This is a genomic window from Bradyrhizobium sp. USDA 4472 (genome assembly GCF_054058595.1).
Window position 1 is genome coordinate 5,471,264 of record NZ_JBSSAM010000001.1, and the last position, 26,985, is coordinate 5,498,248.

At 63.7% G+C, this 26,985-nt stretch carries 29 protein-coding genes; 14 read left to right on the top strand and 15 right to left on the bottom strand.

Annotated features, from left to right (window positions below):
* The first annotated feature begins 174 nt into the window (after positions 1-174).
* Positions 175-882 (top strand): GntR family transcriptional regulator, encoded by a 708-nt coding sequence (locus tag ACVWZ4_RS25505; RefSeq protein ID WP_456704288.1) that lies wholly within the window; start codon positions 175-177, stop codon positions 880-882.
* A 17-nt stretch (positions 883-899) separates the two neighbouring features.
* Here the strand turns inward: ACVWZ4_RS25505 and ACVWZ4_RS25510 are convergent, their stop codons facing one another.
* Both ACVWZ4_RS25510 and ACVWZ4_RS25515 read right to left on the bottom strand, forming a co-directional pair.
* Positions 900-1,109, bottom strand: a complete 210-nt coding sequence (locus ACVWZ4_RS25510; RefSeq protein ID WP_456741447.1) for a hypothetical protein — start codon at positions 1,107-1,109, stop codon at positions 900-902.
* Between the two features lie 702 nt (positions 1,110-1,811).
* Positions 1,812-2,438, bottom strand: coding sequence for a transglutaminase-like cysteine peptidase (locus ACVWZ4_RS25515; RefSeq protein WP_456704286.1), 627 nt, complete (start codon positions 2,436-2,438; stop codon positions 1,812-1,814).
* 140 nt (positions 2,439-2,578) lie between these two features.
* On the opposite strand from ACVWZ4_RS25515, the gene ACVWZ4_RS25520 reads away from it, so the two are divergent.
* On the top strand, positions 2,579-2,782 hold the full coding sequence (locus ACVWZ4_RS25520) for a hypothetical protein (RefSeq protein ID WP_456735544.1): 204 nt from the start codon (positions 2,579-2,581) through the stop codon (positions 2,780-2,782).
* Here the strand turns inward: ACVWZ4_RS25520 and ACVWZ4_RS25525 are convergent.
* The 5 genes from ACVWZ4_RS25525 to ACVWZ4_RS25545 form a co-directional block, all read right to left on the bottom strand.
* Entirely contained in the window at positions 2,769-3,380 is a 612-nt protein-coding gene (locus ACVWZ4_RS25525; protein ID WP_456704285.1) for a PilZ domain-containing protein, read from the bottom strand. The genes ACVWZ4_RS25520 and ACVWZ4_RS25525 overlap by 14 nt on opposite strands.
* A 149-nt stretch (positions 3,381-3,529) precedes the next feature.
* Positions 3,530-4,747: an MFS transporter gene (locus tag ACVWZ4_RS25530; protein ID WP_456763694.1), complete on the bottom strand. Its 1,218-nt coding sequence runs from the start codon at positions 4,745-4,747 to the stop codon at positions 3,530-3,532.
* A 362-nt stretch (positions 4,748-5,109) separates the two neighbouring features.
* Positions 5,110-6,072 (bottom strand): pyridoxal-phosphate dependent enzyme, encoded by a 963-nt coding sequence (locus ACVWZ4_RS25535; RefSeq protein WP_456741449.1) that lies wholly within the window; start codon positions 6,070-6,072, stop codon positions 5,110-5,112.
* Positions 6,073-6,101: 29 nt separating this feature from the next.
* Positions 6,102-6,248 carry a hypothetical protein gene (locus ACVWZ4_RS25540; protein ID WP_456741450.1) on the bottom strand — a complete coding sequence of 49 codons (147 nt, stop codon included), beginning with the start codon at positions 6,246-6,248 and terminating at the stop codon, positions 6,102-6,104.
* 91 nt (positions 6,249-6,339) lie between these two features.
* Positions 6,340-7,059, bottom strand: a complete 720-nt coding sequence (locus tag ACVWZ4_RS25545) for an acyl-CoA desaturase (RefSeq protein ID WP_456741451.1) — start codon at positions 7,057-7,059, stop codon at positions 6,340-6,342.
* A 196-nt stretch (positions 7,060-7,255) separates the two neighbouring features.
* Between ACVWZ4_RS25545 and ACVWZ4_RS25550 the strand changes: the two genes are divergently transcribed.
* The 3 genes from ACVWZ4_RS25550 (at position 7,256) to ACVWZ4_RS25560 (ending at position 9,522) form a co-directional block, all read left to right on the top strand.
* On the top strand, positions 7,256-8,407 hold the full coding sequence (locus tag ACVWZ4_RS25550; RefSeq protein WP_456741452.1) for a zinc-binding dehydrogenase: 1,152 nt from the start codon (positions 7,256-7,258) through the stop codon (positions 8,405-8,407).
* Positions 8,408-8,478: 71 nt separating this feature from the next.
* Entirely contained in the window at positions 8,479-8,901 is a 423-nt protein-coding gene (locus ACVWZ4_RS25555) for a VOC family protein (RefSeq protein ID WP_456742266.1), read from the top strand.
* Positions 8,902-9,009: 108 nt separating this feature from the next.
* Positions 9,010-9,522, top strand: a complete 513-nt coding sequence (locus tag ACVWZ4_RS25560) for a hypothetical protein (RefSeq protein WP_456704280.1) — start codon at positions 9,010-9,012, stop codon at positions 9,520-9,522.
* 11 nt (positions 9,523-9,533) lie between these two features.
* Here ACVWZ4_RS25560 and ACVWZ4_RS25565 read toward each other — a convergent pair whose 3' ends face one another.
* Both ACVWZ4_RS25565 and ACVWZ4_RS25570 read right to left on the bottom strand, forming a co-directional pair.
* The gene (locus tag ACVWZ4_RS25565) at positions 9,534-9,887 is read right to left on the bottom strand and encodes a cupin domain-containing protein (RefSeq protein WP_456741453.1); all 354 of its coding nucleotides are present in this window, start codon (positions 9,885-9,887) and stop codon (positions 9,534-9,536) included.
* Between the two features lie 71 nt (positions 9,888-9,958).
* The gene (locus ACVWZ4_RS25570) at positions 9,959-10,447 is read right to left on the bottom strand and encodes a hypothetical protein (RefSeq protein ID WP_456704278.1); all 489 of its coding nucleotides are present in this window, start codon (positions 10,445-10,447) and stop codon (positions 9,959-9,961) included.
* Here ACVWZ4_RS25570 and ACVWZ4_RS25575 point away from each other — a divergent pair.
* From ACVWZ4_RS25575 to ACVWZ4_RS25585, 3 genes are all read left to right on the top strand, one after another.
* The gene (locus ACVWZ4_RS25575) at positions 10,440-10,673 is read left to right on the top strand and encodes a hypothetical protein (RefSeq protein ID WP_456741454.1); all 234 of its coding nucleotides are present in this window, start codon (positions 10,440-10,442) and stop codon (positions 10,671-10,673) included. The genes ACVWZ4_RS25570 and ACVWZ4_RS25575 overlap by 8 nt on opposite strands.
* Before the next feature lie 111 nt (positions 10,674-10,784).
* Entirely contained in the window at positions 10,785-12,800 is a 2,016-nt protein-coding gene (locus tag ACVWZ4_RS25580; RefSeq protein WP_456735536.1) for a DEAD/DEAH box helicase, read from the top strand.
* A 99-nt stretch (positions 12,801-12,899) separates the two neighbouring features.
* Positions 12,900-14,639 (top strand): serine hydrolase, encoded by a 1,740-nt coding sequence (locus tag ACVWZ4_RS25585; protein WP_456790379.1) that lies wholly within the window; start codon positions 12,900-12,902, stop codon positions 14,637-14,639.
* Here the strand turns inward: ACVWZ4_RS25585 and ACVWZ4_RS25590 are convergent.
* Both ACVWZ4_RS25590 and ACVWZ4_RS25595 read right to left on the bottom strand, forming a co-directional pair.
* Entirely contained in the window at positions 14,614-15,129 is a 516-nt protein-coding gene (locus ACVWZ4_RS25590; protein ID WP_456735534.1) for a GNAT family N-acetyltransferase, read from the bottom strand. The two genes, ACVWZ4_RS25585 and ACVWZ4_RS25590, sit on opposite strands and share 26 nt — an antisense overlap.
* Positions 15,130-15,158: 29 nt before the next feature.
* Positions 15,159-15,302 carry a hypothetical protein gene (locus ACVWZ4_RS25595; RefSeq protein WP_456704273.1) on the bottom strand — a complete coding sequence of 48 codons (144 nt, stop codon included), beginning with the start codon at positions 15,300-15,302 and terminating at the stop codon, positions 15,159-15,161.
* A 232-nt stretch (positions 15,303-15,534) separates the two neighbouring features.
* Here ACVWZ4_RS25595 and ACVWZ4_RS25600 point away from each other — a divergent pair, with 232 nt between their 5' ends.
* A complete protein-coding gene (locus tag ACVWZ4_RS25600) occupies positions 15,535-16,020 on the top strand; it encodes a phasin (RefSeq protein WP_456735533.1) in 486 nt (161 codons plus the stop codon).
* A gap of 272 nt (positions 16,021-16,292) precedes the next feature.
* Here ACVWZ4_RS25600 and ACVWZ4_RS25605 read toward each other — a convergent pair whose 3' ends face one another.
* Positions 16,293-17,081: a Crp/Fnr family transcriptional regulator gene (locus tag ACVWZ4_RS25605; protein ID WP_456705319.1), complete on the bottom strand. Its 789-nt coding sequence runs from the start codon at positions 17,079-17,081 to the stop codon at positions 16,293-16,295.
* A 218-nt stretch (positions 17,082-17,299) separates the two neighbouring features.
* Positions 17,300-17,854 (bottom strand): PAS domain-containing protein, encoded by a 555-nt coding sequence (locus ACVWZ4_RS25610; protein ID WP_456735531.1) that lies wholly within the window; start codon positions 17,852-17,854, stop codon positions 17,300-17,302.
* Between the two features lie 451 nt (positions 17,855-18,305).
* Here ACVWZ4_RS25610 and ACVWZ4_RS25615 point away from each other — a divergent pair, with 451 nt between their 5' ends.
* Positions 18,306-19,115 (top strand): rhomboid family intramembrane serine protease, encoded by an 810-nt coding sequence (locus tag ACVWZ4_RS25615; RefSeq protein ID WP_456705318.1) that lies wholly within the window; start codon positions 18,306-18,308, stop codon positions 19,113-19,115.
* 189 nt (positions 19,116-19,304) lie between these two features.
* Positions 19,305-19,733 carry a CBS domain-containing protein gene (locus ACVWZ4_RS25620; RefSeq protein WP_456704270.1) on the top strand — a complete coding sequence of 143 codons (429 nt, stop codon included), beginning with the start codon at positions 19,305-19,307 and terminating at the stop codon, positions 19,731-19,733.
* A 7-nt stretch (positions 19,734-19,740) separates the two neighbouring features.
* Here ACVWZ4_RS25620 and ACVWZ4_RS25625 read toward each other — a convergent pair whose 3' ends face one another.
* On the bottom strand, positions 19,741-20,772 hold the full coding sequence (locus ACVWZ4_RS25625) for a patatin-like phospholipase family protein (RefSeq protein ID WP_456735530.1): 1,032 nt from the start codon (positions 20,770-20,772) through the stop codon (positions 19,741-19,743).
* Positions 20,773-21,006: 234 nt separating this feature from the next.
* On the opposite strand from ACVWZ4_RS25625, the gene ACVWZ4_RS25630 reads away from it, so the two are divergent.
* From ACVWZ4_RS25630 to ACVWZ4_RS25640, 3 genes are all read left to right on the top strand, one after another.
* Positions 21,007-22,077 carry a hypothetical protein gene (locus ACVWZ4_RS25630; RefSeq protein WP_456741455.1) on the top strand — a complete coding sequence of 357 codons (1,071 nt, stop codon included), beginning with the start codon at positions 21,007-21,009 and terminating at the stop codon, positions 22,075-22,077.
* A gap of 414 nt (positions 22,078-22,491) precedes the next feature.
* Complete coding sequence (locus tag ACVWZ4_RS25635) at positions 22,492-22,686, top strand: hypothetical protein (protein WP_456704268.1); 195 nt, start codon at positions 22,492-22,494, stop codon at positions 22,684-22,686.
* A 543-nt stretch (positions 22,687-23,229) separates the two neighbouring features.
* Complete coding sequence (locus ACVWZ4_RS25640) at positions 23,230-25,692, top strand: putative bifunctional diguanylate cyclase/phosphodiesterase (protein WP_456741456.1); 2,463 nt, start codon at positions 23,230-23,232, stop codon at positions 25,690-25,692.
* On the opposite strand, the gene ACVWZ4_RS25645 is transcribed toward ACVWZ4_RS25640, so the two are convergent.
* Positions 25,678-26,946: a serine hydrolase domain-containing protein gene (locus tag ACVWZ4_RS25645; RefSeq protein ID WP_456741457.1), complete on the bottom strand. Its 1,269-nt coding sequence runs from the start codon at positions 26,944-26,946 to the stop codon at positions 25,678-25,680. The genes ACVWZ4_RS25640 and ACVWZ4_RS25645 overlap by 15 nt on opposite strands.
* Between the last annotated feature and the right edge of the window lie 39 nt (positions 26,947-26,985).

Here is a 26,985-nt window from a genome sequence, read left to right on the forward strand (position 1 = left end):
TCAGGTCGTTAGATCGAACTTCGGCACATTTGTGCGGCGCAGAGGGCGGGCGGGGTGTGCACACGAAATGGGCGAAGATTGTATAAAGTTTCGCCTGTGATTGGATACAACTCATCGTTTACGATCCGGGACTGACCATCTCCGATCGAGTCCTCAAACCCAGACTTCGAACTAATGGCCGCCAAATCCCGCCCGAGATCCGACGCGCCCGACGTGGGCGATCGCGTTATCCGGATCAGGGAGGGTGTGACCGCGGCAATCCTCGAGCACCGTCTGTTGCCGGGCACCAAGCTCGGCGAGGACGAGATCGGCGAGATCTATGGCGCAAGCCGCACGCTGGTTCGCACCGCGCTCCAGCAGCTCGCGCACGAGGGCATCGTCAACATCGAGAAGAACCGCGGCGCCTTCGTCGCGCGCCCGACGCCGGCTGACGCGCGCGAGGTGTTCGAGGCGCGCCGCCTGATCGAGCCGACCATCGTCGACCACGCCGTCGACGCGGTGTCGCCGACGTGGATCGATCGCCTGCAGCAACACCTCACCGAGGAGCGCGAGGCCGAGGCGCGCGGCGATGCGCGCGCCTCGGTCCGGCTGTCCGGCGATTTTCATCGCCTTATCGCCGAGATGAGCGGCCACAGCATATATCTCGGTTTCCTGAAGGAGCTGATCGCGCGCTCGTCGCTGATCATCCTGCTCTATCGCCGCCACGACACGCCGGCTTGCGGCACCGATCATCATGCCGGGATCGTCACCGCGATCCGCAAGGGCGACGGAGAGACCGCGCGCGCCCAGATGCTGTCGCATCTGAACGAGATCGAGGCCGAGCTGTTCCTGAAAGATCCCGCTGCTGACGAACTGCGGCTCGCGGACGTGCTGGGTGCATAGCGAACCGCGCCGGCCCGCTATGGCAGCGACGATCCGTCGTTCCGCCTGATGACCTTCAGCACAAGCAAAACAGCGCCCGCCGCCAGGAAGAGAACGCCTACGAAAGTCGTTCCACTGGATTCAAAGGTCACGCCGACCGCGGTCAGCAGGCATCCGATGATGATTGCGATGAGTCCGCCGAGCTTCTTGACCAGCAGGATACGTCCGTCACTCGTTTGCGCCACCATGTTACGCCTCGTCGTTCAGGTCTCGCCCCTCGCTTTCAACCCTTGTGCCGCCCATCCCCACGAGATCATGGTGGCGATCGTACTCCCACATGGCGGCGTTGCAACATCTGCTCGATCACTCCTGTCGCGCGAATGCCGGTCATTTGAGTGAGTCGAGTTCGACGCGAGCGCGACAGTCGTGCTTACCTGTCGGAGAAGAACAAGCCCTCTCGCAGGAAATGGCTGAAGTGCGAAAAGTCCTGCGGTTGCAAATTGGCTGGCTGCGGGTTCTGCACGCAAAATGCTCGGAGCGTATCGAGCTCTGGAACGGAGCCGACGTTGAGTTCCCAAGTCATCTTCTGTTGAGATCCGTTCCGCGGAGTGGTGCGATGGCCTCGACCTGCAGTCGCACGGCACCGGCTGGCTCACTCTGGCGTGGCGGTCAAAGGCTGCAATCGCGTAGCGGCTCAAACAAGCTCGGAGTGGTTGGGGAGGCGCGCTCGCCGATCTCCTGCTGGTCGACGGCAATCCGCGCGACGCCATCAGGCTGGTCGAAGATCCCATCAAGGCTGGCAGAACCTACAGGAACAGTCTGGCACCGCTGACCCGACCGCCCCAAAATTGTTGCGGCCAGGCTTTGGGGGAAGCCTGGCCGCGCGCGATCCGGTCTGGGACGGGGAGGGGTGGGGATGTGACCGGTCGCGTAACTCGTTTCTCTCTCAACTACTGATCTCTTGCGCTGGCGGTGGAGACCGCCGGCCTGGTATCGCCGAGCGAGACCCAGACATTGGGATCGGCCTGCGACTGGCGCTTGACGAAGCGGTAGCCGGTCTCCGTCCAGGCGACGACGTTCTCGTTCTGATTGTCGAGAACGAACTCGCCCTTGTCGGTCTTCACCGTCAGCACCGCATGTCCTTCGCCCTTCCTGTCGCGCACGACGGTGATGAGCAGGGCCTCACGCGGCCAACCGGCATCCATCAGCATCTTGCGCTTCAACAACACGTAGTCTTCGCAGTCGCCGTAACCGTCAGTCGGCAGCGACCATTTCTCCACGACGCCCCAGTGGTCCTGGTCGGTCAAAGGCTTGATCGTCTCGTTGACCCAGCGATTGACCTTGGTCAGGTCGCGCCACGCGGTCTGCGACATCACGATGTCGCGCGGCTGCGTCGGCCCGCCCTGACATTCGGCGGCATTCTCGGCACAAAACTCGACCCAGCCGATCGGCGCACGCGTGGTGTCGCCGAGGCTGGCGTAGAGCAGACGGCCTTCGCCGGCCTGCGCTGTCGCGCTGATCCCGAACAGCATGGCAACAAGTGCCAGTGCCTTCCCCTGTCCCGTGAAGTCCAACATTGCGGCCCCCGTTTCTTGTTGGGACCACATCTCGCACGGAGCTTTTGAGTTGCCGCTAAGTCAGTCAAGTCAAGTCGAGACGAATACAAGTAAAAGTCGCGGCCAAATCGATCTATACTTGAAGTGAATTCGACTAAAATTTGAAACGACTGCAATTGATTCAAATTGTAGCAATTAACGCGCGCACGCTGGCGGAACTGGGGTTTCTGCCGGGAGCAGGTCGCACGTTAACCCGCGTGCGGTCGCGTCAAGATACGAAAAAAGGCGGCTTCCGCATCGCGGAGGCCGCCTTTGAGGCTGGAAAAGCCGGGGTTTTGCTGTGCTTTCGCTTTACCGCGCGGTAACGCTCTCTTCGAGAGTCTCGATCGGCTGCGAATGCAGGAACTCGAGTGCGAAGCCGTCTTCGAGGTTTCGGACCACGCGCCCCTGGACCCGGCCGAGCAATACGGTCGATCTCAGCGGTGGGCGGTTCTCCGCGGCAATGGCTGCGCCCGACAGCGACAGGTCGATGATGCGGCAGGTCATCTTGGTACCGTCCTCGAGCGTCAGAACCGCGATCGGGTTGCGCGGCACGATGCGGTCGTGGCGGCGGTCTTCCGGCAGATTGAGGATGTCGCGGTTGGCAAGCCAGGTCAGCTGGGCCGCGAGCTTGTCGCGCTTGCGCGGCGTCGCGCCCACCGTCATGGCGAAGCCGTTGTCGATGATCCTTGTGATCTTGCCCTCGACCCGGCCGATATGGTCGAGATAGGCGACCACGCGATCGCCGACATTGCCGATGCCGGGCGCCAGCAGCGCGAGCCCGCCGGGCGACATGTTGATCACCTGACAGGGGAATTCCCGGCGATCCGGCAGCATGTAACGGCCGAGCAGGTGCACCTTCACCCGCTGGAAACGCCGACGTTCCTCTGCGGCTGGAAGAAATTTTTTGTTCGCCAACGCCATTTTCACAACCCGACCCCCCGCCTGGCGGAGTCCAACACCACCCTAAGCTGCATAGGGTTAATGCCGCGTTATGATCTGGCGCGGCGAATACCGAGCGACACGACGCGTTGAAAAAGCCACATCAGGGGCGGACGGTATCGGGCTGCGCCCTAGGCTTTCCTGGTCGCCCGCCCGTAAAGCAGACACAGCAGCCCCAGCAGCGCGGCGGCCGAGAGTCCCAGCGACCAGTGAATGCCGATCGCCGCGCCAAACACGCCGACGGTGATGCCGCTGAAGGCCCGCATGCCGAGCCCGGCCATATTGTAGAGCCCGACGACGCGGCCGCGGATGTCAGAAGGCGCATTCAGCTGCACCAGCGCCTGCGCCATGGTGTTGAAGGACAGCTCGAAGAAGCCGGCGCCGAACAGCAGCGCGATCGCGACCGGATAGATCCGCACCGCCGCGAACCCGAGCAGGGCCAGGCTCCAGAAGGTCGCGAGCAGGATCGCGGTACGCGGCGTGCCCTTGAGGCGTCCCCAGGATTCCAGCGCAATGCCGGCGAGCAGTGCCCCGGCGGCGTCGGCTGCCAGCAGCACGCTGTAGGACACGCCGGGATCGCCATGGCCGAGATCGCCGGCAAAGCCCGGCATCTGGGCGTGATAGGCGTTGCCGATCATGAAGGAGGTGAGCCCGGCAAGCCATGTCATCGCGGTCAGCACCGGCTGGGTGCCGATGGCGCGGATGGTCAGCAGGATGTCGGCAAGGCCGCGCACCGCGAACCGCCTGACAGCGAGGCTGCTGTCGCGCACCGGCGCCCAGAACAGCCACAGCAGCATCGGCAGATAGAACAGCGTGTTGAAGATGATGCCGTGCGAGGCGCCGAGCGTCAGCATGATGATTCCGCCGACCGCAGGTCCGACCAGGATGCCGAGATAGCGCGCCATCGCGTTCAGCCGGACCGCGCTCGGAAGGTCTGCGGGGCCGACGAGGTCGTAGAGCAGCAGCTGGTTCGGTGTTTGCCAAAGGACACCCGCGCAGCCATGGATCACCAGCAGCAGCATCGCGTGCCACATCTGGATGGTGTCGGTGATGAAGAAGAAGCCCCATCCACTTGATGCCACGATGAACAGCAGCATGCCGCACTGGATGATGCGGCGCGGATCGAACCGGTCGGCCAGCCCGCCGACCGCGACCGAGAGCAGCAGGAAGGGCAGCCAGTGCGACAGCACCGCAAAGCCGCCCAGCGTCGGCGAGTGGAATTTCTGGAACACCACCCAATAGCTGATCACATGCTCGATATTGTCGGCCATCATCGCCAGCACATAGGCGATGAACTGCAGCCGATAAGGCACGGACTTCATCGCCGCGAACGATCCGGACGCGGCCATGGGGTTTTGCGGAAGGGGGTTCAAGCGGGCACCAGGAAAGGACTCTTGGGGCCTTACACGTTCGGTGTGGGCGGCTCAAGACAATTGGGTGTGCTCGAACAGCAGCCATGCACTGCCGCAACACACTCAACCGTCATCCCGCGCAACCGCGAAGCGGTTGTCGCTGGAGGTGCGAGCGAAGCGAGCCTCGAAGGATGACCCGCAAGCGCCCGCAGCCTATCCTTCGAGGCTCTCCTTGCGATGCTGACGCATCGCAAGGAGAGCACCTCAGGATGACGATGGAGCTTGTGGCAGGCGCCGTAGCCCGGATGGAGCGTAGCGCAATCCGGCACAGCGGTCTCCGCCTCGTTCATGCAAGCCCGTCAACTCTCATCGCCGGAGGAAGGTACGTTGCCTCCGCAGGCAATCACCCATAAGCGATCGTGCCCTTTGCCCACGACACCTCCCAGCACCGCCCCCATCGCCAGAGCGCCGCTGGGCTCTGCACGGATGCCATACATCTCTCGCAGAAGTCCCCTTGCCGCCCTCACAAGACCATCGTCGACGGCAGACACATGGACGTTTGATCTTTCAAGCACGTCGAATGCGAGGGCACCGATCTGACGCGATTGCAGCGCATCGCAGATGGTCTCTCCGGAGGGACTGATCGTGATCGGCTCCCCGGCTTCGCGGGCCTTGGCATAGCGCCGGTGCGTTTGCGGTTCGACGACGTAGATGGCTGCGTCGATCGATCGGGATCGCAAGGCAAGGGTGACACCTGCCGCCAGTCCGCCACCGCCACAAGCCACGACGATAGCATCCCTGCCTGCGCCTTTCTCTCGGATGGCGGCCGCGATCTCCGAGCCCAAAGTGTAACTCCCCATGACCATCTCTGTGCTTTCGAAAGCATGCAAGTTGCTCCAGCCCCGATGCTGGGCTTCCAATCGAGCGCGTGCCACGAGATCCGAGCGGTCCGTGAACGCTATCTCGGCTCCTGTTTCTATCACCTGCGCTCTCTTGAAGTCCGGCACGTCGTGGGGGACGACCAGGCATACAGGTTTGTCGAGCGCTCGAGCGGCCAAGCCGACAGCAATCGGAAAGTTGCCGGCTCCCGCTGCCACCACACCATGCGCTGCATTTTTGGCTCCGAGAATCGCCCCCCGAAACTTGAACGATCCTCCGTGTTGAACGGTTTCATCCTTGACGTAGATCGTTCGCCCGATCCGGGCGTCCAACGCAGGAGAAGACCGCATCGGTGTCGCGACCACTCGGCGGGTGGCGAATTCGAGATCGTCTGTAGACAGGTCGAGCACGCAACTGACTCTCTTTCCGGAATTGTGGCTCATGAGCCCAGCCACTATGAGGCGCGCGGAGATTAGCGTCCAATCAGCTCTTGTGACGGCTCGACCAATCCTGTGAACGTCGCCTCCGTCAGCCGCCGCAGCCCGGGCCGCTCCGGCAGATTGTGCGGCGTCCTGACATTCCAGACGAGCCCGACGGCTTCAAGCGCCGGATCAGCCACCAGCCGGGATCGACCTGTCCCGGCAACAGCCCCATCTTCGCCGAGCCCGGATAGGCATGATGGTTGTTGTGCCAGTTCTCGCCCATGCTGATCAGCGCGGCGAGGCGGACAATGTAGCCCCCTGGGCGGCGACGCCATCGATGATCCAGATTTGCTCGCCTCTGGTGTGGGAGAAGTGGCCGACCAGCCAGTGTCCGGTGACGCAGACGCTGACGCGCACGCAGATGCCCCAGACCAGCCAGTCCATGCCGCCGATCGCGAAGAAGAGGAGAGCCCACGGCAATTGCTGCAACATCCATGTGCGTTCGACGAAGGCATAGAACCGGTCACCGGCGAGCCTCGGCTCGAGCCGGAAGTCCGGCGGATGGCGCAACACCAGGCGGCAATGCAATTGCCACCATGCATCGCGCCAGAAGCCGGCGTGATGGCGGGAATAGTCGTGGCACGCGCCCTGGCGCTGCGCCCAGTCGCGAAAGTCGTGCAGGCGGATCATGCCGAACGGGCCGGCCATGCCGACAAGCGTGCCGAGATAGACGAAGAGATGTTCGAGCCAGAGCGGACAGTCGAAGCTCGCATGGATCAGCTTCCGATGCATGCCGACGGAATGCCGGCGCAGAGCGTGATGGCGCTGGCCGCGAGGAAGAGCGTAAATGCCGACCAGGAGAAGCAGACCGGCGCAAGCACGATGGCGGCCATGGTCATGCCCGCCCGCCAGCCACAGCGATTTCTCCGGTGCCCATTGCACATGTCCGTCCAGCGGATCGGTGTCAGGCGCGACAAAGATTCGTTCCGAGCCCGGTCGCGTCTCCATCTGATGATCCCGGCTGAGAGCGGCGCAGGACGCCGCGAAAACCCGAAGCAGGCTTTGCCCCGGTGCACGCAACCTGCGGACACAACCGCGGCGTGTCAACATCTGCGTTGCTGTTTCCAACGTCGCGCGGCTGTCATAGGCTGATCGCGAGCCCGCAACCAATTAACCACAACAAGCGGGCCGCGAGGAAACTGCCATGGACCAGATCCGCGTATGCACCCACGCCGGACCGGGCACCGAGCCCGTGATCAAGACGGTGCCGTGGCCGAAGGTCGGCCGCAAGGGTGCGCTGATCAAGATCGGTGCGTGCGGCGTCTGCGGCACCGATCTGCATATCCTCAAGGGGCATTGGCCGAAACCGCTGCCGTGGCCGTTCACGCTCGGCCACGAGCTCGGCGGTGTCATCGTCGAATGCGGCAACGAGTTCACCGAAGACTTCATGAGCAAGCCGCTCGAGGTCGGATCGAAGGTGATGATCCCGCCGCTGATGCCGTGCGGGCGCTGCCATTACTGCATCCACTATCCGCTGACCGCCAACAAATGCCTGACGCCGGTCTATTACGGCCGCTATCTCGGCTTCGACAAGCCGCCGCACATGTGGGGCGGCTGGGCCGAGTATGTCTATGTCGATCTCGACATGCTGCCGGGCACCAAGATCTACAAGCTGCCCGACGACATGTCGCTGCGGCTCGGCGCATTGTCCGAGCCGCTGACCTCCTGCATCCGTGCCTTCAATCGGGCGACCCGCGCCGGCGGCTTCAGCTGGGCCGACACGGTGGTGATCCAGGGCTCCGGCCCGATCGGCATTCTGGCGGTGGCGGCAGCAAAGGAGATGGGAGCAGGGCGCGTGATCTGCGTCGGTGCGCCGGAAGAGCCGCGGCTCGAGCTCGCCCGTGAGTTCGGCGCGGAAGCGACAGTGAACATCGAGGCGATCAAATCGCCCGAGGCGCGCATCGCACGTGTCCGCGAGATCGTCGGCGGCTTCGGCGCCGACCTCGTCATGGATTGCTCGGGCCATCCGAGCGCCGGCCCCGAAGGCATCGAGATGCTGCGCGACGGCGGCACCTACGTCGAGATGGGCCAGTTCACCGATGCCGGCTCGATCGAGACCTCATGGCACCGCATCTGCACCAAGGACCTCAACGTGCTGGGCTCGTGGGGTTTCACAGGCAATGATCTCCCGCTCGGCGTCGACATGCTCTACCGCACCCGCGACAAATATCCCTGGCTGAAGATGCAGACGATCTATCCGTTCACGGAAGCGGGCGTCTCGCAAGCCGTGAAGGACGCGATGGCGATGAAGACGGTGAAATCGACCATCGTGCCGTGGCCGGATCTGGTGGAGTAGGACTGTAGCCCGGATGCAGCGTGATCTGGGCGGCCGGTCCCGCGAACCGGCGATTGGAACAAAAGGCCACGATGACAAACGGACAACCATCCGGACCCAAGCGTCGCTCTGTCTTCAGCGCCATCCGCGCCATCGACTACACCGTCGTCTTCGTGCGCGATATGGCGGCGATGCGCCGCTTCTATGAAGACGTGCTCGCTCTGTCTGTGCGGCGCGAGCTGTCGCCGAACTGGATCGAGTACGGGCTCGGCAGCAACACGCTCGCGTTGGCGCGACCAAGCCGCACAGCGGCCGACGCGCCGATACCGGCGGGGAGTGCCTCACTGCAACTGGCCTTCAAGGTCTCTCCAGCCGAGGTCGATGCCTGCGCCGACGAGCTCGTGCGGCAGGGCGTGGCGCTGTTGTCGCCGCCGACGAACCAGTCGTTTGGGCATCGGACGCTGTTTTTCCGGGACCCCGACGGCAATCTTCTGGAAATCTATGCCGAGATCTGATCCGGCCGCGCCGAACGCCCCAAAAGTTCCGTCGAAAATCCCCGAGTTATTCACGCCGGGGTGAAACTTAGGCCCGAGTTCCGGCTTTCAGTTCACGGGAGAGGTACCGTGAAGCAAGTCCTGAAACCGGTCACTTACATCCTGGCGGCCATCTACTTCCTGGTGGATGCGGTGTTCATGGCCGTGGCAATGCCAATCTCCCGCTGGATTGCCCGGCATTTCGAATTCAAGCGGCTGCGCGCCTGGATCAGATCGCTGCCGCCATATCCGTCGCTCGCGCTGTTTTCCGTGCCGGTGATCATTCTGGAGCCGATCAAGCCGCTGGCGGCCTATCTCGTCGCAACGGGTCAGTTCCTGAGCGGCGTGGCGGCGTTCGTCGGCTGCGAGCTGCTCAAGCTGGTGCTGGTCGAGCGCCTGTTCCATCTCACCCGCGACAAGCTGATGCGAATTCCGGCGTTCGCATGGTGCTACGGCAAGTTCACCGAGATGAAGGCGTGGCTGGAGGCAACGGAAGCCTGGCGCGCCATCCGCGCCCTAAGCCGCGCCGCGAAGGACTCTCTCGTGCGGGTCAGGGCGCGGTTGGCCGGCAGCTTCAGCAGGCTCGTGACGTCAAGGGATTAGGGCTGCGCCCTCTATGCGAGCTTGCGCGCTGCGGCCGTGGCCTTGTCGCCTGTATTCGGCGTGCCCGTCGGCTCGATCAGCATGAGGTGAACCTCCTCGCGCGCCACCGGGCGATGCTCGACACCCTTCGGCACCACATAGAGCTCGCCCGGTCCGAGCGTGACAGTGCGGTCGCGCAGCTCGATATCCAACTGGCCCTTGAGAACGAGAAAGAAATCGTCCGTATCGTCGTGCTTGTGCCAGGTGAATTCGCCCTTCACCTTCACCACCATCACGTCGCAACCGTTGAAGGTCGTGATCGTGCGCGGCGACCAATAATCAGTGAAGGTAGCTAACTTGTCGGCGAGCGATATGCTGTCGGCCATGTTTGATCCGTATCCGTTTCCGTGAGGCAGAACCTGCGATCGGATGATCGGTGTGGCAAGACACCTATCCGTCAACTGGTCGATCTTGCTCCGCCGACCTCCGAAGTGGCATCAAGCTCACTCGCCCTCACCACCGTCGCGCCCACCACCTTGGTGCCCTCAAGCTCGCGCACGATGCGCTCATCCGGTCCCACGATGCCGAGATCGAATTCGTGCTCCGGCGTGACAAGGATCGTGCGCTGGCCGATGATCACGACAACCGTCATGTCGTTGCGCCCGCCTTCCGCGGCCCAGGCGCGGATCTCGGCTTTGTAGGGCTCCCTACGCCATGCATTGGGAAAGCCGGGGTCGCAGCGGATTTCGACGCCGTCCTCGGACGTGGTCAGGACCAGCTTGGAGCGGCTCGGCTTCCAGCGTTCGTCGAGGAGGCCATTAGCGAGCCAGAGGCAGGCGAACGCCTCGCATTCGGCGGGCCGATCGCCATAGATCGCGCAGCCGCGGCCGGGCTTGCAATGTGTGCACCAGCTGCCCACCGGCTTGGCGAGCGCCTCGATGGCCATCGCCTTGCAGCAAAGCGTGCAGTCGCCGCACCGACGTTCGCCTGATGAGGCCATACGTGCATTCCTGGTCCGTGTGATCGCGCCCAATTTAGGCGACATGGCCGCCAAAATCCGCCGTTCCGCGGCCAAAGCACCCCAAAATGGCCGGCCGAGCATCCCGGGCCTGTTCACCCTGTCGCCAATGCCATGCATCAAAGGCATGGTGATTTCGCCGCTGCTGGCGTAAAGAGCGTCCAAATCAAGATCATCATGGGTGTGACCGGGTCTTCTGCCGCGAGGGCAGCGCCAGGCCCACGGCTTTCCGTTCCGCGCCCGGACCAACCAAGGTTTTCATCCCGTGTCCTTTCCGGCCCTGACCCCGCCGCTCGCCCGTGCCCTGGCTGAGCGCAATTACGATTCTCCGACCCCCGTTCAGCTCGCCGTGCTCGGCGAAGATACTGTCGAACGCGATCTTCTGGTGTCGGCGCAAACAGGCTCCGGCAAAACCGTCGCTTACGGTTTGGCCATGGCCAGGGACCTGCTCGGCGATGCCGAGACGTTCGAACGGGCCGCAGCACCTTTGGCCCTGATCGTCGCGCCGACCCGCGAGCTCGCCTTGCAGGTTCAGCGCGAGCTCACCTGGCTCTATGCTCATGCCAGCGCGCGCGTCGTCTCCTGCGTCGGCGGCATGGACCCGCGCCGGGAGCAGCGCGAGCTGGCCGCTGGCGCCCACATCGTCGTCGGCACGCCCGGCCGCCTGTGCGATCACCTTCGGCGCAACCGCCTCGACATCTCGCAATTGAAGGTCGTCGTGCTCGACGAGGCCGACGAGATGCTCAATCTCGGTTTTCGCGAGGACATGGAGTTCATCCTCGAGACCACGCCGGAGACGCGCCGCACGCTGCTGTTCTCCGCGACCTTTCCACGCGGCATCGTGGCGCTGGCAAAACAATATCAGCAGGATGCGTTTCGCATCGAAGTCGCGGGCGACGAGGGCGGTCACGCCGATATCGAGTATCGTGCCATCCGGGTTGCTCCCGGTGATGTCGAGCATGCGGTCGTCAACGTGCTGCGCTTCTACGAGTCCCCGAGCGCGCTGGTGTTCTGCAACACGCGCGATGCCGTCAGGCACTTGCAGGCCGCGCTGCTGGAGCGTGGTTTCTCCGTGGTCGCATTGTCCGGCGAGCTGACCCAGAACGAGCGGACGCTGGCGCTCCAGTCGCTCCGGGACGGGCGCGCCCGCATTTGCGTCGCGACCGACGTTGCCGCCCGCGGCATCGACCTGCCGAGCCTCGACCTCGTCATTCACGCGGACCTGCCGAATGACCCCGAGGTGATGCAGCATCGCTCGGGCCGCACCGGGCGCGCGGGCCGGAAGGGTGTCAGCGTCCTGCTGGTGCCGCCGGTACGGCGGCGGCGTGCGGAGGTGCTGCTGAGCCTGTCCGGCATCGAGGCGAACTGGGGCATGGCGCCGCAGGCGGACGAGATCCGCAAGCTCGATCATCAGCGCATGAAGGACGTGCTGTTCACCGAGGAGACGACATCAGACGATCTGGAGCTGGCGAAGGCCTTGCTGGCCGAGCGGTCGGCCGAGGATATTGCAGCTGCGCTGGCGCGGCTTTATCGCGCGCGGCTGCCGTCGCCTGAAGACATCATCGATCCCGGCGAGCGCAGCAGCCGGCCACGTGACGATCGCACGCCGCGCGACGATCGCAAGCCGCGCGACGATCGCAAGCCGCGCGGTGATGACCGGTCTGAGCGGCGGCTTCCCGTCAAATCAGGGAAAAAGCACGTCATGGCGGAGCCCACCGTCTGGTTCCGGGCCGCCATCGGGCGTCGCAAGAATGCGGAAGCGCGCTGGCTGTTGCCGATGATCTGCCGCCGCGGCGGCATCGACAAGCGCGACATCGGGGCGATCAAGATTTCGGACACCACCACCGAGTTCGAGATCTCCGAGAGGGTCGCGGAGTCCTTTGCCCTCAGGGTCAAGCGTCCGGACAAGGAAGACAGCATCCGCATCGAGGCGATGACGGGCGCGCCGCTTGAGCAGACGTCGCCGGAGGGGCGCTCTCGTGCGCCACGGCGCGATGAAGGTGACGACGATCGCGTCGTTCGCCGCAGCGACGATCCCTGGAATGCGAACGAGCGAAAGCAGCACGACAGGCCGCGCGGAAAGCCTGAGGCGAGGGACCAGGGCAAGCCGCACGCCAAGTCTGACGTCAAGCCCTACGACGGCGGCAAATTCGGCAAGCCGGCCTTCGGGAAGAAGAACAAGAAGTTCGGCAACAAATCCGGCGACGCCAAACATGCGCCGTCGGTCACTGAATGGCCCGGCGCCTCCGGCAAGAAGGGCAAGAAGAAGCACCGCGGCTGAACAGCCGCGGCTGGCGGCACGCACTTTGGGCCCGTCGATCGGGTTTCCATTCGACGTTGAAGCCGGTAGCCTGCACACCTCACAAGGTTTGCAGGTGTCATGCATACGTCATCCGATCGTCCCGATGTTTCGCTCGCGTCCCTGATCCCCGACATCGACCGGCTCGCCGCGGAAGCGATGGCGGTCTGGAAAGTGCCGGGCGCCGCACTCGCCATCGTGCAGGACGGCGAGGTCGTGCTCACACGCGGCTATGGCCAGCGCGACATCGAAGCGGATCTGCCGGTCACGCCGCAGACGCATTTCGTGATCTGCTCGATCACAAAATCATTCACCGCGACCGCGATCGCGCTGCTCCATAACGAGGGCGTGCTGGACTGGACCAAGCCGGTCCGCGACTACTTGCCGGAGTTTAGCCTTTCCGATCCGGTGGCGGCCGAACGCGTCACCATTCGCGACCTGTTGAGCCATCAGTCGGGGCTGCCGCGGCACGATTGGCTTCACTTGCCGGGAGATCTCTCGCCGGCCGAGATGCTGCCGCTGATGCGCCATCTTGAACTCAGCCGCGATATTCGTGCGGCCTGGCAATACAACAATCTCTGCTACAACGCCGTTGGGCTCCTGATCGAGCGATTGAGCGGGCAGAGCTTTGACGCCTTCGTCCGCGGGCGGCTGACCAGCAGGCTCGGCATGAACGTCAGCTTCGCGCTGGACGAGCTCGAAGCGGGATCCGAGCCGGCGAAACCCTACATGATCAACGTCGACACGCGATTGCCGGCGCTGCGGTTGCCGATCCGCACCACAGCGGCCGGCGCCATCAACGCCTCGGTCGCTGATCTCGCCAACTGGATGCGGCTGCATCTCGGCAAGGGCGAATTTGCCGGCGAGCGCTTGCTGCCTGCGGCACTGGTCGAGCAGCTGCATGCGCCGCTGGCCCACATTCGCAAGTCGGAATTTTCCGAGTTCGGCGATGCGCATTATGGATTGGGTTTTCAGTCGAACACCTATCGCGGGGATCGCCACATCTCGCACGGTGGCGGATGGACCGGGTGGGGTTCGTTCATGACGCTGGTGCCCGATGCCGGCATCGGCGTTGCCGTGCTGACCAACCGCAGCCCGAGCGAAATCCCGCCGATCCTCACATGGTACATCATCGATCGGCTGCGCGGACGCGAGCCGGTCGACTGGCTCGCGCGCTTTCGCAAGATGCGCGACGACTTCATTGCCCACATCCCGGCCGACAAGGAGGCGCGCGAGAAATCGCGTCACAAGGACACCAGGCCGGCGCACGCCTTGTCGGCCTACGCGGGAGACTACGTCCATCCCGCCTACGGCGTGATATCGATCCGCGAGCAGGACGGCGTGCTGCACTGGTCGTGGCGCGGAATGGGGGCGCCGCTGTCGCACCGGCATTTCGAGACCTTCGTGACGCCGGAGATCATCGACAAGCTGCACCCGGACAATCTTCCGATCACGTTCCAGACCGACCGCGAAGGCAAGATCGTGCACCTTTCGGTTCCGCTGGAGCCGATGGTGAAGGACATCGTCTTCGAGCGTCGCGCCGCCGGCGACTGCCTCGATCCCGCATTCCGCGCCCGCTGTGTCGGGCACTTCAGGAGCGGCTCGATCAGCCATCGGATAACGCTGGACGATGAGGGGCGGCTGATCCTGAAGCCGGACTATCAGCCGGCCTATCGCCTGGAGCCTCAGCAGGGTCGTCGGTTTCGCATCATCGAGCTGGAAGGATTTGCCGTCGAGTTTCGCGGGGAGGGCGCGATTGTCGGCCAGATCATCTTCCATCAGCCGAACGGCACGTTCATCGCCGACCGCGTGGCGGAATAGCGCGCAGCATGTAGGTCGCGCCCGCACCATATGACGAGAGCTTGTCGCGAAGCGCCGCATCCGCTGCGGCGGGCCGGAAGCCGAAACGCTGCCACATGGCGCGCGTGCCGTAGACCGAGACCAGCGCAATGGTCGTGATCTCTGACGCACGTGCAACCCCCTCGATCTCTGCAACATACGCGCGCGCCACGCCACCGCGGAAGCCGGGCAGCACGGCGATGTCGTGCAAATAGAGACAGTCCGCCGCCTCCGGCAATCGGATGAGGAAGCCGTCGAGCGGCGGAACGTGTCGCTGCATCCAGGGATGTGCAAGGCCGTAGCCTGCGATCTCGTCGCCAGCGGCGAGCACACGACAACCGTCCGGACAAAGCCGCATCTTCTCCGAGAGCACTTCGGGACGCTCGGGGAGTTCAGGGTGAATCCGCGCTGCGATCGCGCTGATCGCGAGGAGGTCTCCGGCACGCGCGTGGCGCCAATGCGGCTCGGTCATCTCGGCTGCTCCGTATCATCAAGTGCATTTTATTCCGTCGCAATGCGGCGCCCCGCGATAATGCGCGCGCCGGGCATCGCCGCTGCAGGCGTCGCCCGGCGCGCGAACGCCGGTGCTGATCTCAAGTTGGCGCATACGATGGCAGCAACTTTAAAGAGGCGGAATGCGGTCATGCGCCGCCTCGTCGCATGATTCGAATAAAATCAAGCACAGAGTCTGAAAGCGAACCGAAGCGTCCACAGTCTTTGGCCATAGTTGGCTCAGGCAGGGATCGAGACCGGTGCATCCGCAGCGGCATCCCACAACGTGAAAGTAGGAGCACTGGCGTCCCGGTGCGGCAAGCATCCGGACGCCTCGGGGAGTCTTCAATCCATTATCTAGTTTCGCTTGAAAGGATGAAAGCCCGTGAGTGATGCCAATGTGAAAGCCGAAACGAACTCGGCTCCGCTGAATGGAATGCCCAACGGAAGCGCAAAGCTCCAATTCGACGTACCCTTTTTCAACATCCAGACGATCTTCGGCAATCTCACCGAGCCGGCCGCTGCGCGGGCCAAGGCAAATTTCGAGCAGATGAAGGCAACTTCCGAGGAAATCACCGGCGCTCTCTACGAAGCGTGTTCGACCAATGCCAAGCATGCCGCCGAATACGGCACCAAGGTCATCGCAATATCCAACGCCAGGACCACCTCCGCGCTGGATCTCCTCTCCCAGCTCGCTGATGCGAGATCATTTGCGGATCTCGTGAACCTTTCCACCGCCCATGGTCGCAAGACCTTTGAAGCGGCTTCCGCCCAGAACCGGGAGCTTTGGGACCTGGCCCAAAAGGCCGCGATCGAGACGACCGAGCCGATCAAGAAGAGCTTCGACCGGGTTCTGCACAGAACTGCTTGAAAGCTATCGGCCGCGTGAAGCGGCTGGACGAGCGTCTCCGCCAGAAGAGACGCCGTCCAGCCGATGGCGGCCACCCTCGCCGTGAGGTGATGTAAATCTGGAGGAACCAAGATGGGTATGGTGATGATCAAGTGCCCGGAAACGGGAAGGGTCATTTCGACGGGTATCGAGATGGATCGCGAACGATTTAGGTGCAGCGCAGTGTTTTTTTCGCGGACATATTGCCGGATGTGCGCGGCAACGCACGAGTGGTTCGCCAAGGAGGCTTGGGTCTACGACTCGGCCTTGGTGAACGGGAAGTCCGGGGGCATGGAATCGTTCGGCGGCGGCGCGGCGTGAAGGAGCTTCAAGGCATCCTGCGAAACGATCCGATCTATCCTGCGGTGCATCACCTTGTAGCACTCGCATGCAACGGCCTCGAGTCGCTGCCTGTCGATCTCGAGGTGACCGCGCCGACTGGATTTCAGGGCCCTTGACGTTCGAAGTGCGCCTACGACGTGCGTGACCGTCGTGCGGCGGACGCCGAGCAATTCCGATAACGTCTCTTGCGTCAAGGGCAGAACGTCGCCGCCATCCGTCCGATCGTGAATGTGAAGCAGCCAGCGGGCCAGGCGGGCTTCGACGGAGTGCAACGCATTGCAGGCCGCGACGTGCTGGACTTGTGTCATCATCGCCCTGGCGAGAAGCTGAACCAAACTTCTGATAGCGGGACTGCGCTGGAGCGCCGCCTGAAATCTCGCGGGCGGAATTAGCAACGCGGTGCCGGCGACGCGGACAACCGCGGTCATGGGTGAGCGGAGCGGGCCGAGCGCCGTCAAGAGTCCGATGGCGCCGTCGTTGCCGATCACGGAGGTTGCGGCCGTCTGTCCGTTCGGCAGATCCATGATGAGCGCGACCGCGCCGCTGCAGGGAAAGTAGAGTTGATCGATCCGATCGCCCGATCGAACCAGGACTGCGTCGTGCGGGAGCGGTACCGTCCGCAAATGCGGTGCAAGCAAAGCGAAGTCGGCCGGCGGTAACGCAGCTAACAGGCGATTACCAACTCTGGTCGCGTGCTCCATCACGGGTAACCATCCCTCGACGGAAGCGGCCGGGAAACGGCATCGTCTCCAGCCGAGCCGCGTTGCCGTGCAGATACGCGCGCGGCAAACTGGCAAACGTGTTGTAGCAGGTAAGGTTCCGTTAACGGATCGCAAGCCCCAGCCCGGCGTGTCTGATCGCCATCCGATTCAGAAGGCGATGGTCGAGGCCGTTTTCACACCTTGCGCGGACGGCTGCTCTACCTGAGCCCCTCATACACCATCAGCCCGCGTGCGATTTGCAGCTTGCGGATCGCGCGCGGCAGCAATTTCTCGGGCTGGTGCAGATAGCGCCAGGACGTCACGGTGAAGGGCCCGAGCGCGCCGCATTCGTCGTCGAACGGCGCGAGCACGCCTGTCACGCTCACCGGCGTGTGCGGGCGGGCATTGAAGGGCAGCAGCAGCAGCTCGAGATGGGCCTTGCTGCCGTCCTCGCGCTCCGCGATGAGGCCGGCGATGGCCCCCAACGTCTCGTCGGCGACGATGGTGGTGATCTCCTCGATCTCGCGACGGCTTGCTTCCGCGAACAGCGCGGCAAAACCTTGGTCCTTGAGATCGCTGCCGGCAAGCGCGCAGACGCGGGTGCCGGCGACGCGGAACGGAAAGCCTGTTTTCGGCTCGCAGGACAGGACGAAGATATCGCCCAGCAGTTCGCGCACGGCGGCCGGGTCGATATCGGCCCGGTCAGGGGCCCGAGCGCTGCCGCGCTTCTTGTCCCAATACGCAAAGAACGCGCGGCTCGACGGATGTTTCATTGTTGACGCTCACCCCTCGGCGCAACCTCGTGGGACAAACCTGTCCCGCATCAGTGCACCTGAGATCCCTTTGATGTTGTGCAGGAGGGGAATTGCAGCGTCCATGCCGCGAGCGCGTTTTCGGTGCCCCGTGCGCTATCTTTGCGTCGTTAACGTTAAATTAACTATGCACTTTGCATCGGCTGCGCGCCTGCTATGGTGATCGCGGTCGCAAGCCTCGCGGTTTTTCCAGGTTCTCGGCGAGGCCTGTACGCGGGCGTCAAACAGTTTGGTCGCTGATCGCGGGGAGGGGTAGGGATACACCTTGTTCATCCGTCGCGTCGGGAAGGCCGACACGGACAGGCAGGGCTTTCCCAGGGCCCTGCCTTTTCCTTTTGTGCACTTGCGCAAGGCCGGCAAAGGCGACTATCTCCAAGCTGTTGCCTCGATCGCGCCTGAAAGCGAAACCGCCTTGGATTCTCCGCCACAACTCCCGTCGAACCATCAGGTCGTCGTCGAAGAGGCCCCGCGCGAGCCGATCCTGACCTTGCCTTGGCCGCTGACGGTCTATGTCATCCTGCTGGCGTTGATCCATCTGCGGGTGCTGCTGCCGCCGGAGCTGGAGAACTGGACCATCGACGTGTTCGGGTTCATCCCGAAGCGCTACGATTCCTCGCTGGTGAATTTGCAGTTCGAGGGCGGCGCCGGTGCCAAGGTATGGACCTTCGTCACCTATTCGCTGTTGCACGCCAATCTCACCCATCTCGCCTTCAACGTGCTGTGGCTGCTGCCGTTCGGGAGCGCGCTGGCGCGCCGCTTCGGCGCGCTGCGCTTCTTCGTGTTCCTGGCGGTGACGGCGGCGGCCGGCGCGCTCGCCCATCTCGTCACCCACGAGCATGCCGTGGTGCCGATGATCGGTGCCTCGGCCTCGGTGTCGGGGGCGATGGCGGCCGCGATCCGGTTCGCCTTCGTGCGTGGCAGTTTCCTGTCGTTCAGCCGTTCGGATGCCGATACCGCCGCCAGGGTTCCGGCACTGCCACTGTTGCAGGCACTTCGCGACAAGCGGATCGTCGGCTTCCTGGGCGTTTGGTTCGTGCTCAACATCATCTTCGGTGTCGGCGCGATCGGCGTCGAGGGCGACAGCGCAGGCGTCGCATGGGAAGCGCATATCGGCGGCTTCTTCGCAGGCCTGGTGCTGTTCGCGCTGTTCGATCCCGTGCCGCGCGTGCGAAGCGATGATGCTGCGGATGCGTCATCACAGGACATTTCGAGCGGTATTTGAAGCGGCGCTTGCGGCGCGGCCCGAATTCATCCATCATTCCCGAGCAGAATGTTCCGAAGCGACAAGCCCGTACAGGCGATGCTTCGCAAAGCGCCTGAACGCAAAACCGGCGCCAAAACTGTTAGTTGAAGACTCGCGAACAAGTCCGGACCGCGCAAAGCGGACGGGATCCGATTCAGGGAGGCGACAATGACGGTACGTTCGATTCTCAATACCAAGGGCCACCAGATCATGAGCGTCGAGCCCGACGCCAAGCTCGCCGCCGCGGTCAAGCTGCTCGCCGAGAAGAAGATCGGCGCGGTGCTGGTGATGAACCAGAGCCGGCTCGAGGGTATCCTGTCCGAACGCGACATCGTGCGCGTGCTCGGCGAGCGCGGGGCCGGCGTGCTGGACGAGCCGGTCTCTCAGGTCATGACCCGCAAGGTCGTGAGTTGCAAGGAGACCGACACGGTCGCCGAACTGATGGAGATGATGACAACAGGCAAGTTCCGCCATCTGCCCGTCGTCGAGAACGGCAGAGTGGTCGGCCTCATTTCGATCGGCGACATCGTCAAATGGCGGGTGCGCGAATACGAGTCCGAGCAGGAAGCCCTGCGCGACTACATCAAGACGGCCTGAGCCAATCTTATTCGACTGCTTTCGGCACGGCGCCTTCGGGCGCCGGCGCCAGCACGTCGATGGTCTCCTGGATCTGTTCCAGCACGCGTTCGGCGGCGCGAGTGCCGTGCGCGATCAATTCGTCGGCGCGGTGGAAATCGAACCAGCCGAACTGGCCGACCCGAGGCGTGATCAGGAGGTCCGGCGGATCGCCGGCGAGCCGCGCGCGGGTGATGCGGTCCTGCATGATGTTGAACGCATCCACCATCACCGAGGAAATGCCGGGCCGGCCGGCGGTCCCGAAGAACTCGCGCTTGACGGTTTTCTCCGGCGAGAAGATGCGCGGAAAACGCCGCTTGGCCGGGGTTTCCTCGGCGACCGGGGCTGCGACCGGGGTGCGCATGGCGCCGTGTGAATAGATCGTCGTGGAATGCGTGAAGATGTCGGTGGATAGATTGACCGCGATGACGATTTCGGCGCCGAGCGCCCGCGCGGCCGAAACCGGCACCGGGTTCACCAGCGCGCCGTCGACCAGCCAGCGGTCACCGATCATCACAGGCGCGAAGATGCCGGGCAGGGCATAGGAGGCGCGCATCGCCTCGACCAGGCGGCCGTGCGTCAGCCAGATCTCATGGCCGGTCCGGATTTCGGTCGCGACCGAGGCATATTTCATCGGGAGATCCTCGATCATGGTCTGGCCGATCGATTCCTCCAGCCGGCTTGCGAGCTTCGCGCCGCCGATCAGGCCGGAGCCGTTGAGACGAATGTCGAGATAGCCGAGGATGTTGCGCACGCCCTGCAGGCTGCGGGCCCAGTCTTCCAGCGCATCAAGCCGTCCGGCCGCATAGGCGCCGCCGACCGCAGCCCCGATCGAGGTGCCGACCACGACGTCGGGCACGATGCCGTTGGCCAGCAGCGTTCTCATGATACCGATATGGGCAAAGCCGCGCGCCGCGCCGCCTCCGAGGGCGAGGCCCAGGACGGGCCGGCGGATACTGCCAAGACCGACCTTCTCGCTGTTTACGCTCTTCACGCCCCGACCTCTCAACATATCCAGCACCGAAACTCTCCTACTCCGGGCCGTCCTCACTCCAGAGTAGGCACCGCGCTTCCGCTTCACCAGAACGATGGCAAAGCTTGGTTTACAGCGTTCGGGACGCAGGGGGCAGGAGTGTGGCAAGGGCCGCTTGCCTCTAATGTAATCACGCAGGCGTCAACCCGGTTCCAGAGAACCGTATTCCCCGGGGATTTCAGAGGCTTGAATTTGCCGCGTTTTCGGTGAAAAGCAGGTGGCATGACTCGAGGGGGTGACGGCATCATTCGATGGCGGCGCGGCGGGAAGCTGCTGCCGGCGCTGGTCCTGTCCGCATGGGTCGTTCTCCTGGGCCAGACCACTGCGCAGGCGCAGCTTTTCTCCGATCGTCCGCCGCCGGTACCCCCGGCTTCGGTGCCCGATCCCGGTGGCGCGGTCAGCCTGGCGCCGCCCTCCGGTTCAGGCGCCGGCCCTGCCAGCCTGCCGCCGACCCTGACCCAGCCCAATACGCCCAGCATGCCGCCCGCGGTGACCGGCGTCCCGTCGGCCGCGCCGCTCAATGCGGCCGCGCCCGGGCAGGCCGTGCTGTCGTTGATGGCGAAATACGGCAAGGACACGCCTGCGATCACCAGCGGCCTGGTGTGGCGGGTGTTTGCCGACCGGCCCGACGAGAACGGCACCTTCAAGCTGATCCGCGAGGATCGCAGCGCCACGCCCAACATCGTGTTGCCGCCGGGCAATTACGTCGTGCACGTCGCCTTCGGCCTCGTCAGTGCGGTGCGCACCGTCAGCCTGAAGGCCGAGACCGACCGCGAATCCTTCGTGCTGCCGGCCGGCGGCCTGCGCATCGAGGGCCGCGTCGGCACCAGCCGCATTCCTCAGAACCAGATCTCGTTCGCGATCTACAAGGGCAGCCAGTTCGAATCCGGCGAGCGCGCGTCGCTGGTGCCGAACGTCGCCGCCGGCGACGTCGTGCTGCTGCCGGAGGGCACCTACTACATCATCTCCAACTACGGCGACGCCAACTCGGTGGTGCGCTCGGACATCCGCGTCCAGGCCGGCAAGCTCACCGACGTCACCATCACCCACCGCGCCGCCGTGATCACGCTCAAGCTCGTCAGTGACAAGGGCGGCGAGGCGCTCGCCAACACCGCCTGGTCGGTGCTGACGCCCGGCGGCGACGTCATCAAGGAATCGATCGGCGCTTTCCCGCGCGTCGTGCTCTCAGAAGGCGAATACCGCGCCATCGCCAAGAACGAGGGCAAGGTCTACGAGCGCGGCTTCAACGTCGTCAACGGTGTCGATGGCGAAGTCGAAGTCGTCGCGCACTGACGCCGCGCGAGAGCCAGCGCCACTGCGTCAACATCGTCGTTGCGAGTTCAGCACCGGCCGGGAAGAGAGCCTTCCCGTGAAGATCGTACTGCGCTTCTCATCCAGTGCACGAAAGCCAGGCGCCGGTGGAGTCCGGTGAGCGTTTGCTTACCCTCCATTCGTGTCTTGCGTTTCGGTTTCGGAGACCTTTGCGAGCGCTACTAGACTGCGCGCCGGCTACGGAAACACCGGTGCCAGCGGCTAGCGGCTTGTTCGGACCTCAATTGCCGGTGCAAGATACGTAATTCCGATAATCAATTTCATTCGCTTTCCATCCTGCTGGGTTATATGTCGGGCATCTGTCCAATGGGGGACGCCGGCGCAGCCTTGTTGGTCTGCGAGACCGGCAAGGAGCAGGGGACCTAGCGCGTCGGCATGTTCGAAGTGATCCTCACCAGGCGCAAACGGTTCGGTTGGCGGTGGCAGGTCTGCGACCAGTCCGGCAAGATCTTTGCCGGTGGATTCGAGCGCACGCGGCCCTCAGCCAAATATCACGGCGAGCGCGCGCTGTTTTTCCTGCTGTCGCAGGCATACCTGCGCAACCGCTTCACGGCGTCCAGCGAAGACTAATCGCGGCCAGCGATGCACCTACAATCCCTTGCGTTGCCCGGCCGGCAAAACACGCTGGCCGGGGCAATTCGCTTCGTCAAAAATATTCCACTTTGCCGAAATTCAACGGCGCATGTGTCGCAAAGCTCGGGCGAGATGCCGCGAGGATGCGAAGGCGTTTCTACGATAAAGATGCGAATTGAAGGGAGCGGAATCATTGCCGCATACTTCGTCATTGCGAGCGCAGCGAAGCAATCCAGAAATGTATCCGCGGAGGGATTCTGGATTGCTTCGCTGCGCTCGCAATGATGGTGTGGAAAAAGTTGTGCGCCGAAACTCCGCTCTCGTGCCTTGGACGCTGCGCAGCAACGCTCGCGCGCTGCAGCGCGTCCGGGACACGAGGGCAGCGCATTCAACCCACTGTCATAGTCTCTAAGACGCACTAACCATCGCCGGATTTAAAACTGTCATAATCACCGCACGGAACCCGCGCCTGCGTGCTTTTTACATGCCATTAAGCGGGCCGGTCTTTGGATGCAGCGGGATAGTGCGTTGGGGACTGCAATGAGTGCCGCGAAGAAGATGCCGGGCAAACCGGTCACCGAAATGTTTGACGACATCCGGGTGCTTCAGCGCAAATGGCATGCCGCGTTGAAGCCGGGCGACCGGCTGCCGCGCTATGAAGATGTCATGCTCGGGAGCCTGGGACGGCTCGCCGACCACATCGCGTTACTCAAGGACGACGGCACGCTCGAGCTGTCGCGGAGCGGACGCTACGTGCAAAAATGGCTCGGCGAGGAACGCTGGGACATTCCGCTGACGGAATTGCCGCCCGATTGCGCCACCGCGCTGTCGGAAGCAGCGGCGAGTGCGCTCGAGAATGGACGGCCGTACCAGGCCAGCGCCCATTGCGTGCGCGATGGCATGGTCCGGACCTACGATTTGCTGGCGCTGCCGACCGCCTCACGCTGGGGCGCCACGCTGGTCGGCGTCTACGTCAATGAGCGCGGCACCCAATACAATCTTCTCGATGCGATCTTCTCTGCGACCGAAGACGCGGTGGTCTCACTGGCGACGCTGCGCGATGCGAGTGGTCATCCGTCCGATTTCCAAGTCGTGCATCACAACAAGAGCGCCGAGCTGCTGCTGAATGTTGCAAGCGGTGGCCTGTTGTGGCGTCAGATCGGCCAGGGCACTACGTTGCTCGCCAGGACCGACGTCAGGGAGTTCCTGCTGAAAGCGGTGTCGGGCGGCCGCGGCGAGCAGCTCGAGATAGAGACCGATCGCCGCTATCTGCGCATGAGCGCGACGGCGTTCGCCGACGTCATTTCGCTGACCATCTCCGATGTCACCGCGATGAAGCGGCGCGACGCCTCGTTCCGCCTGCTGTTCGACAGCAACCCGATGCCGATGTGGGTGTTCGACGCCGAGACCAAAGAGTTTGTGAGCGTCAACGACGCCGCCGTCCAACATTACGGCTACAGCCGTGCCGCCTTCCTGCGCATGAAGCTTCACGAGATCTGGCCCGAGGACGAGTGGGACAGCCACGACGAGGCGCTCGATCGCGTCGGTGAAACCTACCACTCCTCGCGCAACTGGCGGCACCTGCGCGCCGACGGCAGCGAGATCGAGGTGCTCACCTTCGGCCGCCGCATCACCTTCAACGATCGCGACGGCTATCTGGTTGCGGTCGCCGACATCACCGAGCGGCGTAAGGCCGAGGCGCGGATCGCCTACATGGCGCATCACGACGGGCTCACCGACCTGCCGAACCGCGAACACTTCCAGGACCGCCTCAAGCAAGCGCTCGACCAGGCCGGCGGAAAACGCGTCGGTGTGCTCTATATCGACCTCGACCTGTTCAAGACCATCAACGACTCCTTCGGACATCCGGCGGGCGATCGCCTGCTCAAGGGAGTCGCCCAGCGTCTGACCACTGCGGTCCGGGGCGCCAATCTCGCTGCCCGCCTTGGCGGTGACGAGTTTGCGGTAATCCTCGCATCCGACGTCTCGCCGAACGAGGCGAGCGCCTGCGCGACGCTGCTGATCGACATGCTGAAGGCGCCTTACGAGATCGACGGCCAGGAGATGGTGATCGGCGCCAGCATCGGGATCGCGCTGTCGCCGGGCGACGGCATCACGTCAGAGGAGTTGATGCGCAACGCCGATATGGCACTGTACCGGGCAAAGTCCGACGGCGGCGGCATGCACCATTTCTTCGAGCGCGAGATGGATCTGCAGGCGCAAAAGCGCCGCGATATGGAGCTGGATCTCCGTCGCGCCTTTGCCAATGGCGAGTTCGAACTGCACTATCAGCCGCTGGTGGCGATCGCATCCGATCGCATCTCCGGCTTCGAGTCGCTGTTGCGCTGGCCTCATCCCGAGAAGGGAATGATCTCGCCCGCGGAATTCATTCCGGTCGCGGAAGACATCGGCCTGATCACCCAGCTCGGCGAATGGGTGCTGCGCGAAGCCTGTGCCGAGGCGGTGAAGTGGCCTGACGAAGTCAAAGTCGCGGTCAATCTGTCGCCGGCGCAATTCCGTAGCCGCAGTCTGGTTCAGGTCGTGGTCTCGGCGCTGGCGCAATCCGGCCTCTCGCCGAAGCGGCTCGAGCTCGAGATCACCGAGTCGGTCTTCCTCGCGGAGACGGATGCCAATCTCGCGATCCTGCATCGATTGCGCGACCTCGGCGTGTCCATCTCAATGGATGATTTCGGCACCGGCTATTCCAGTCTCAGCTATCTCCGCAGTTTCCCGTTCGACAAGATCAAGATCGACCGCTCCTTCGTGAAGGATCTGGCGCGGCGGCCCGATTGCGGCGCGATCGTGCGTGCGATTTCGGGCCTTGGCCGCAGCCTCAACATCACCACGACTGCAGAGGGGGTCGAGACCGAGGATCAGCTCGACTGGCTGCGCGCGGAAGGCTGCAACGAAGTGCAGGGCTTCCTGTTCAGCGCCGCGAGGCCCGCCGCCGAGATCGCAAGACTTCTCGCCGATTTCGGCGAGCGTTCCTCACGGGCGGCGTAGCTCTTCCGGGTAGCAGTCGTAGACCAGCGCCTTGAACGCCGGCGTGATGCGGCCGCGCTCGTTCTGGGTCTGCTGCATCAGGACGTAGACCATATCGAGCTTGGGATCGACGCCGAAATAGGTGCCGCTGCCCGAGTCCCACTTCAATTCGCCGAGCGAGCCCGGCGGCGGCGGTTTGGCGTTGCCGGGATCGGTGCGCACCGCAAGGCCATAGCCATAACCGAAACCGTCGCCAGGGAAATAGAAATAGTCGCGATCGACGCCGGAGTCTGGCCCGATCTGGTCCGTCGTCATGTCCTTGAAGGCGGCCGGCGAGAGATAGCGCTTGCCCTCGAGTTCTCCGCCGTTGAGCAGCATCTGCGAAAAGCGCTGATAGTCGATGATGGTCGAGAGCAGGCCGCCACCACCCGATTGCCATTCCGGATGTTCGAGACGCTCGCGCTCGGCATCGAGCAGGATCTGGTCGGTCGGCAGCGGCCGCGCCATCCGCTCGAATTCGTCAGGCGTCGACAGCACGAACTTGGTGCTGGTCATGCCGAGCGGATCGAAGATGCGTTGTTTCAACGCGTCGTACAGCGGCTGCCCCGTGATGATCTCGATGACGCTGCCGAGCACGTCGGTGGAATGGCCGTAGCGCCACAGCGTGCCCGGCTGCCGCGCCAGCGGCAGCCGGGCGATTCGCTCGGCGAACTCCCTGTTGTCGAAATGGCCCTGAAAAATGTTGGCCGCCTTGTAGGCGAGCTCGACCCATTTGCCGCCGATATAGTCGTAGCTGATGCCCGAGGTGTGCCGCATCAAATCCCTGATCGTCACCGGATGGAGCGGCGGCACCAGGTCGAGCGCCAGCGAGCCGTCGGGCTTGGTGATCTCCATTCCGACCTTCGTGCCGGCGAAGACGGGAATGTATTTCGAAACGGGATCGGTCAGCGCGAGCTTGCCCTCGTCGATCAGCATCATCGCAGCCAGGCTGGTGATCGGCTTGCTCATGGAATGGATCGCGAAGATCGTGTCAGGCGTCATCGACAGCCGCGTCCGGACATCGCGCACGCCGAACAGCTTGAAATAGACAGGCTTGCCATGCTGATGGATCAGGACGATGGCTCCCGGCAAGCGGCCGGTGGTGACCTCGTTCTCGAAGAACGAGGTGAGGCGCCTCAGCCCGTCGGCGGAAGGGGCGGGTATGTCGGACGCGCGGCTCCGCGTCATCGTGCCCGCCAGCATCGCGGCCCCGACCAGAAATTCACGACGCTTCATCCGGGCTTCCTCCCTGCACGGGAACAAAGCCGCAAGACA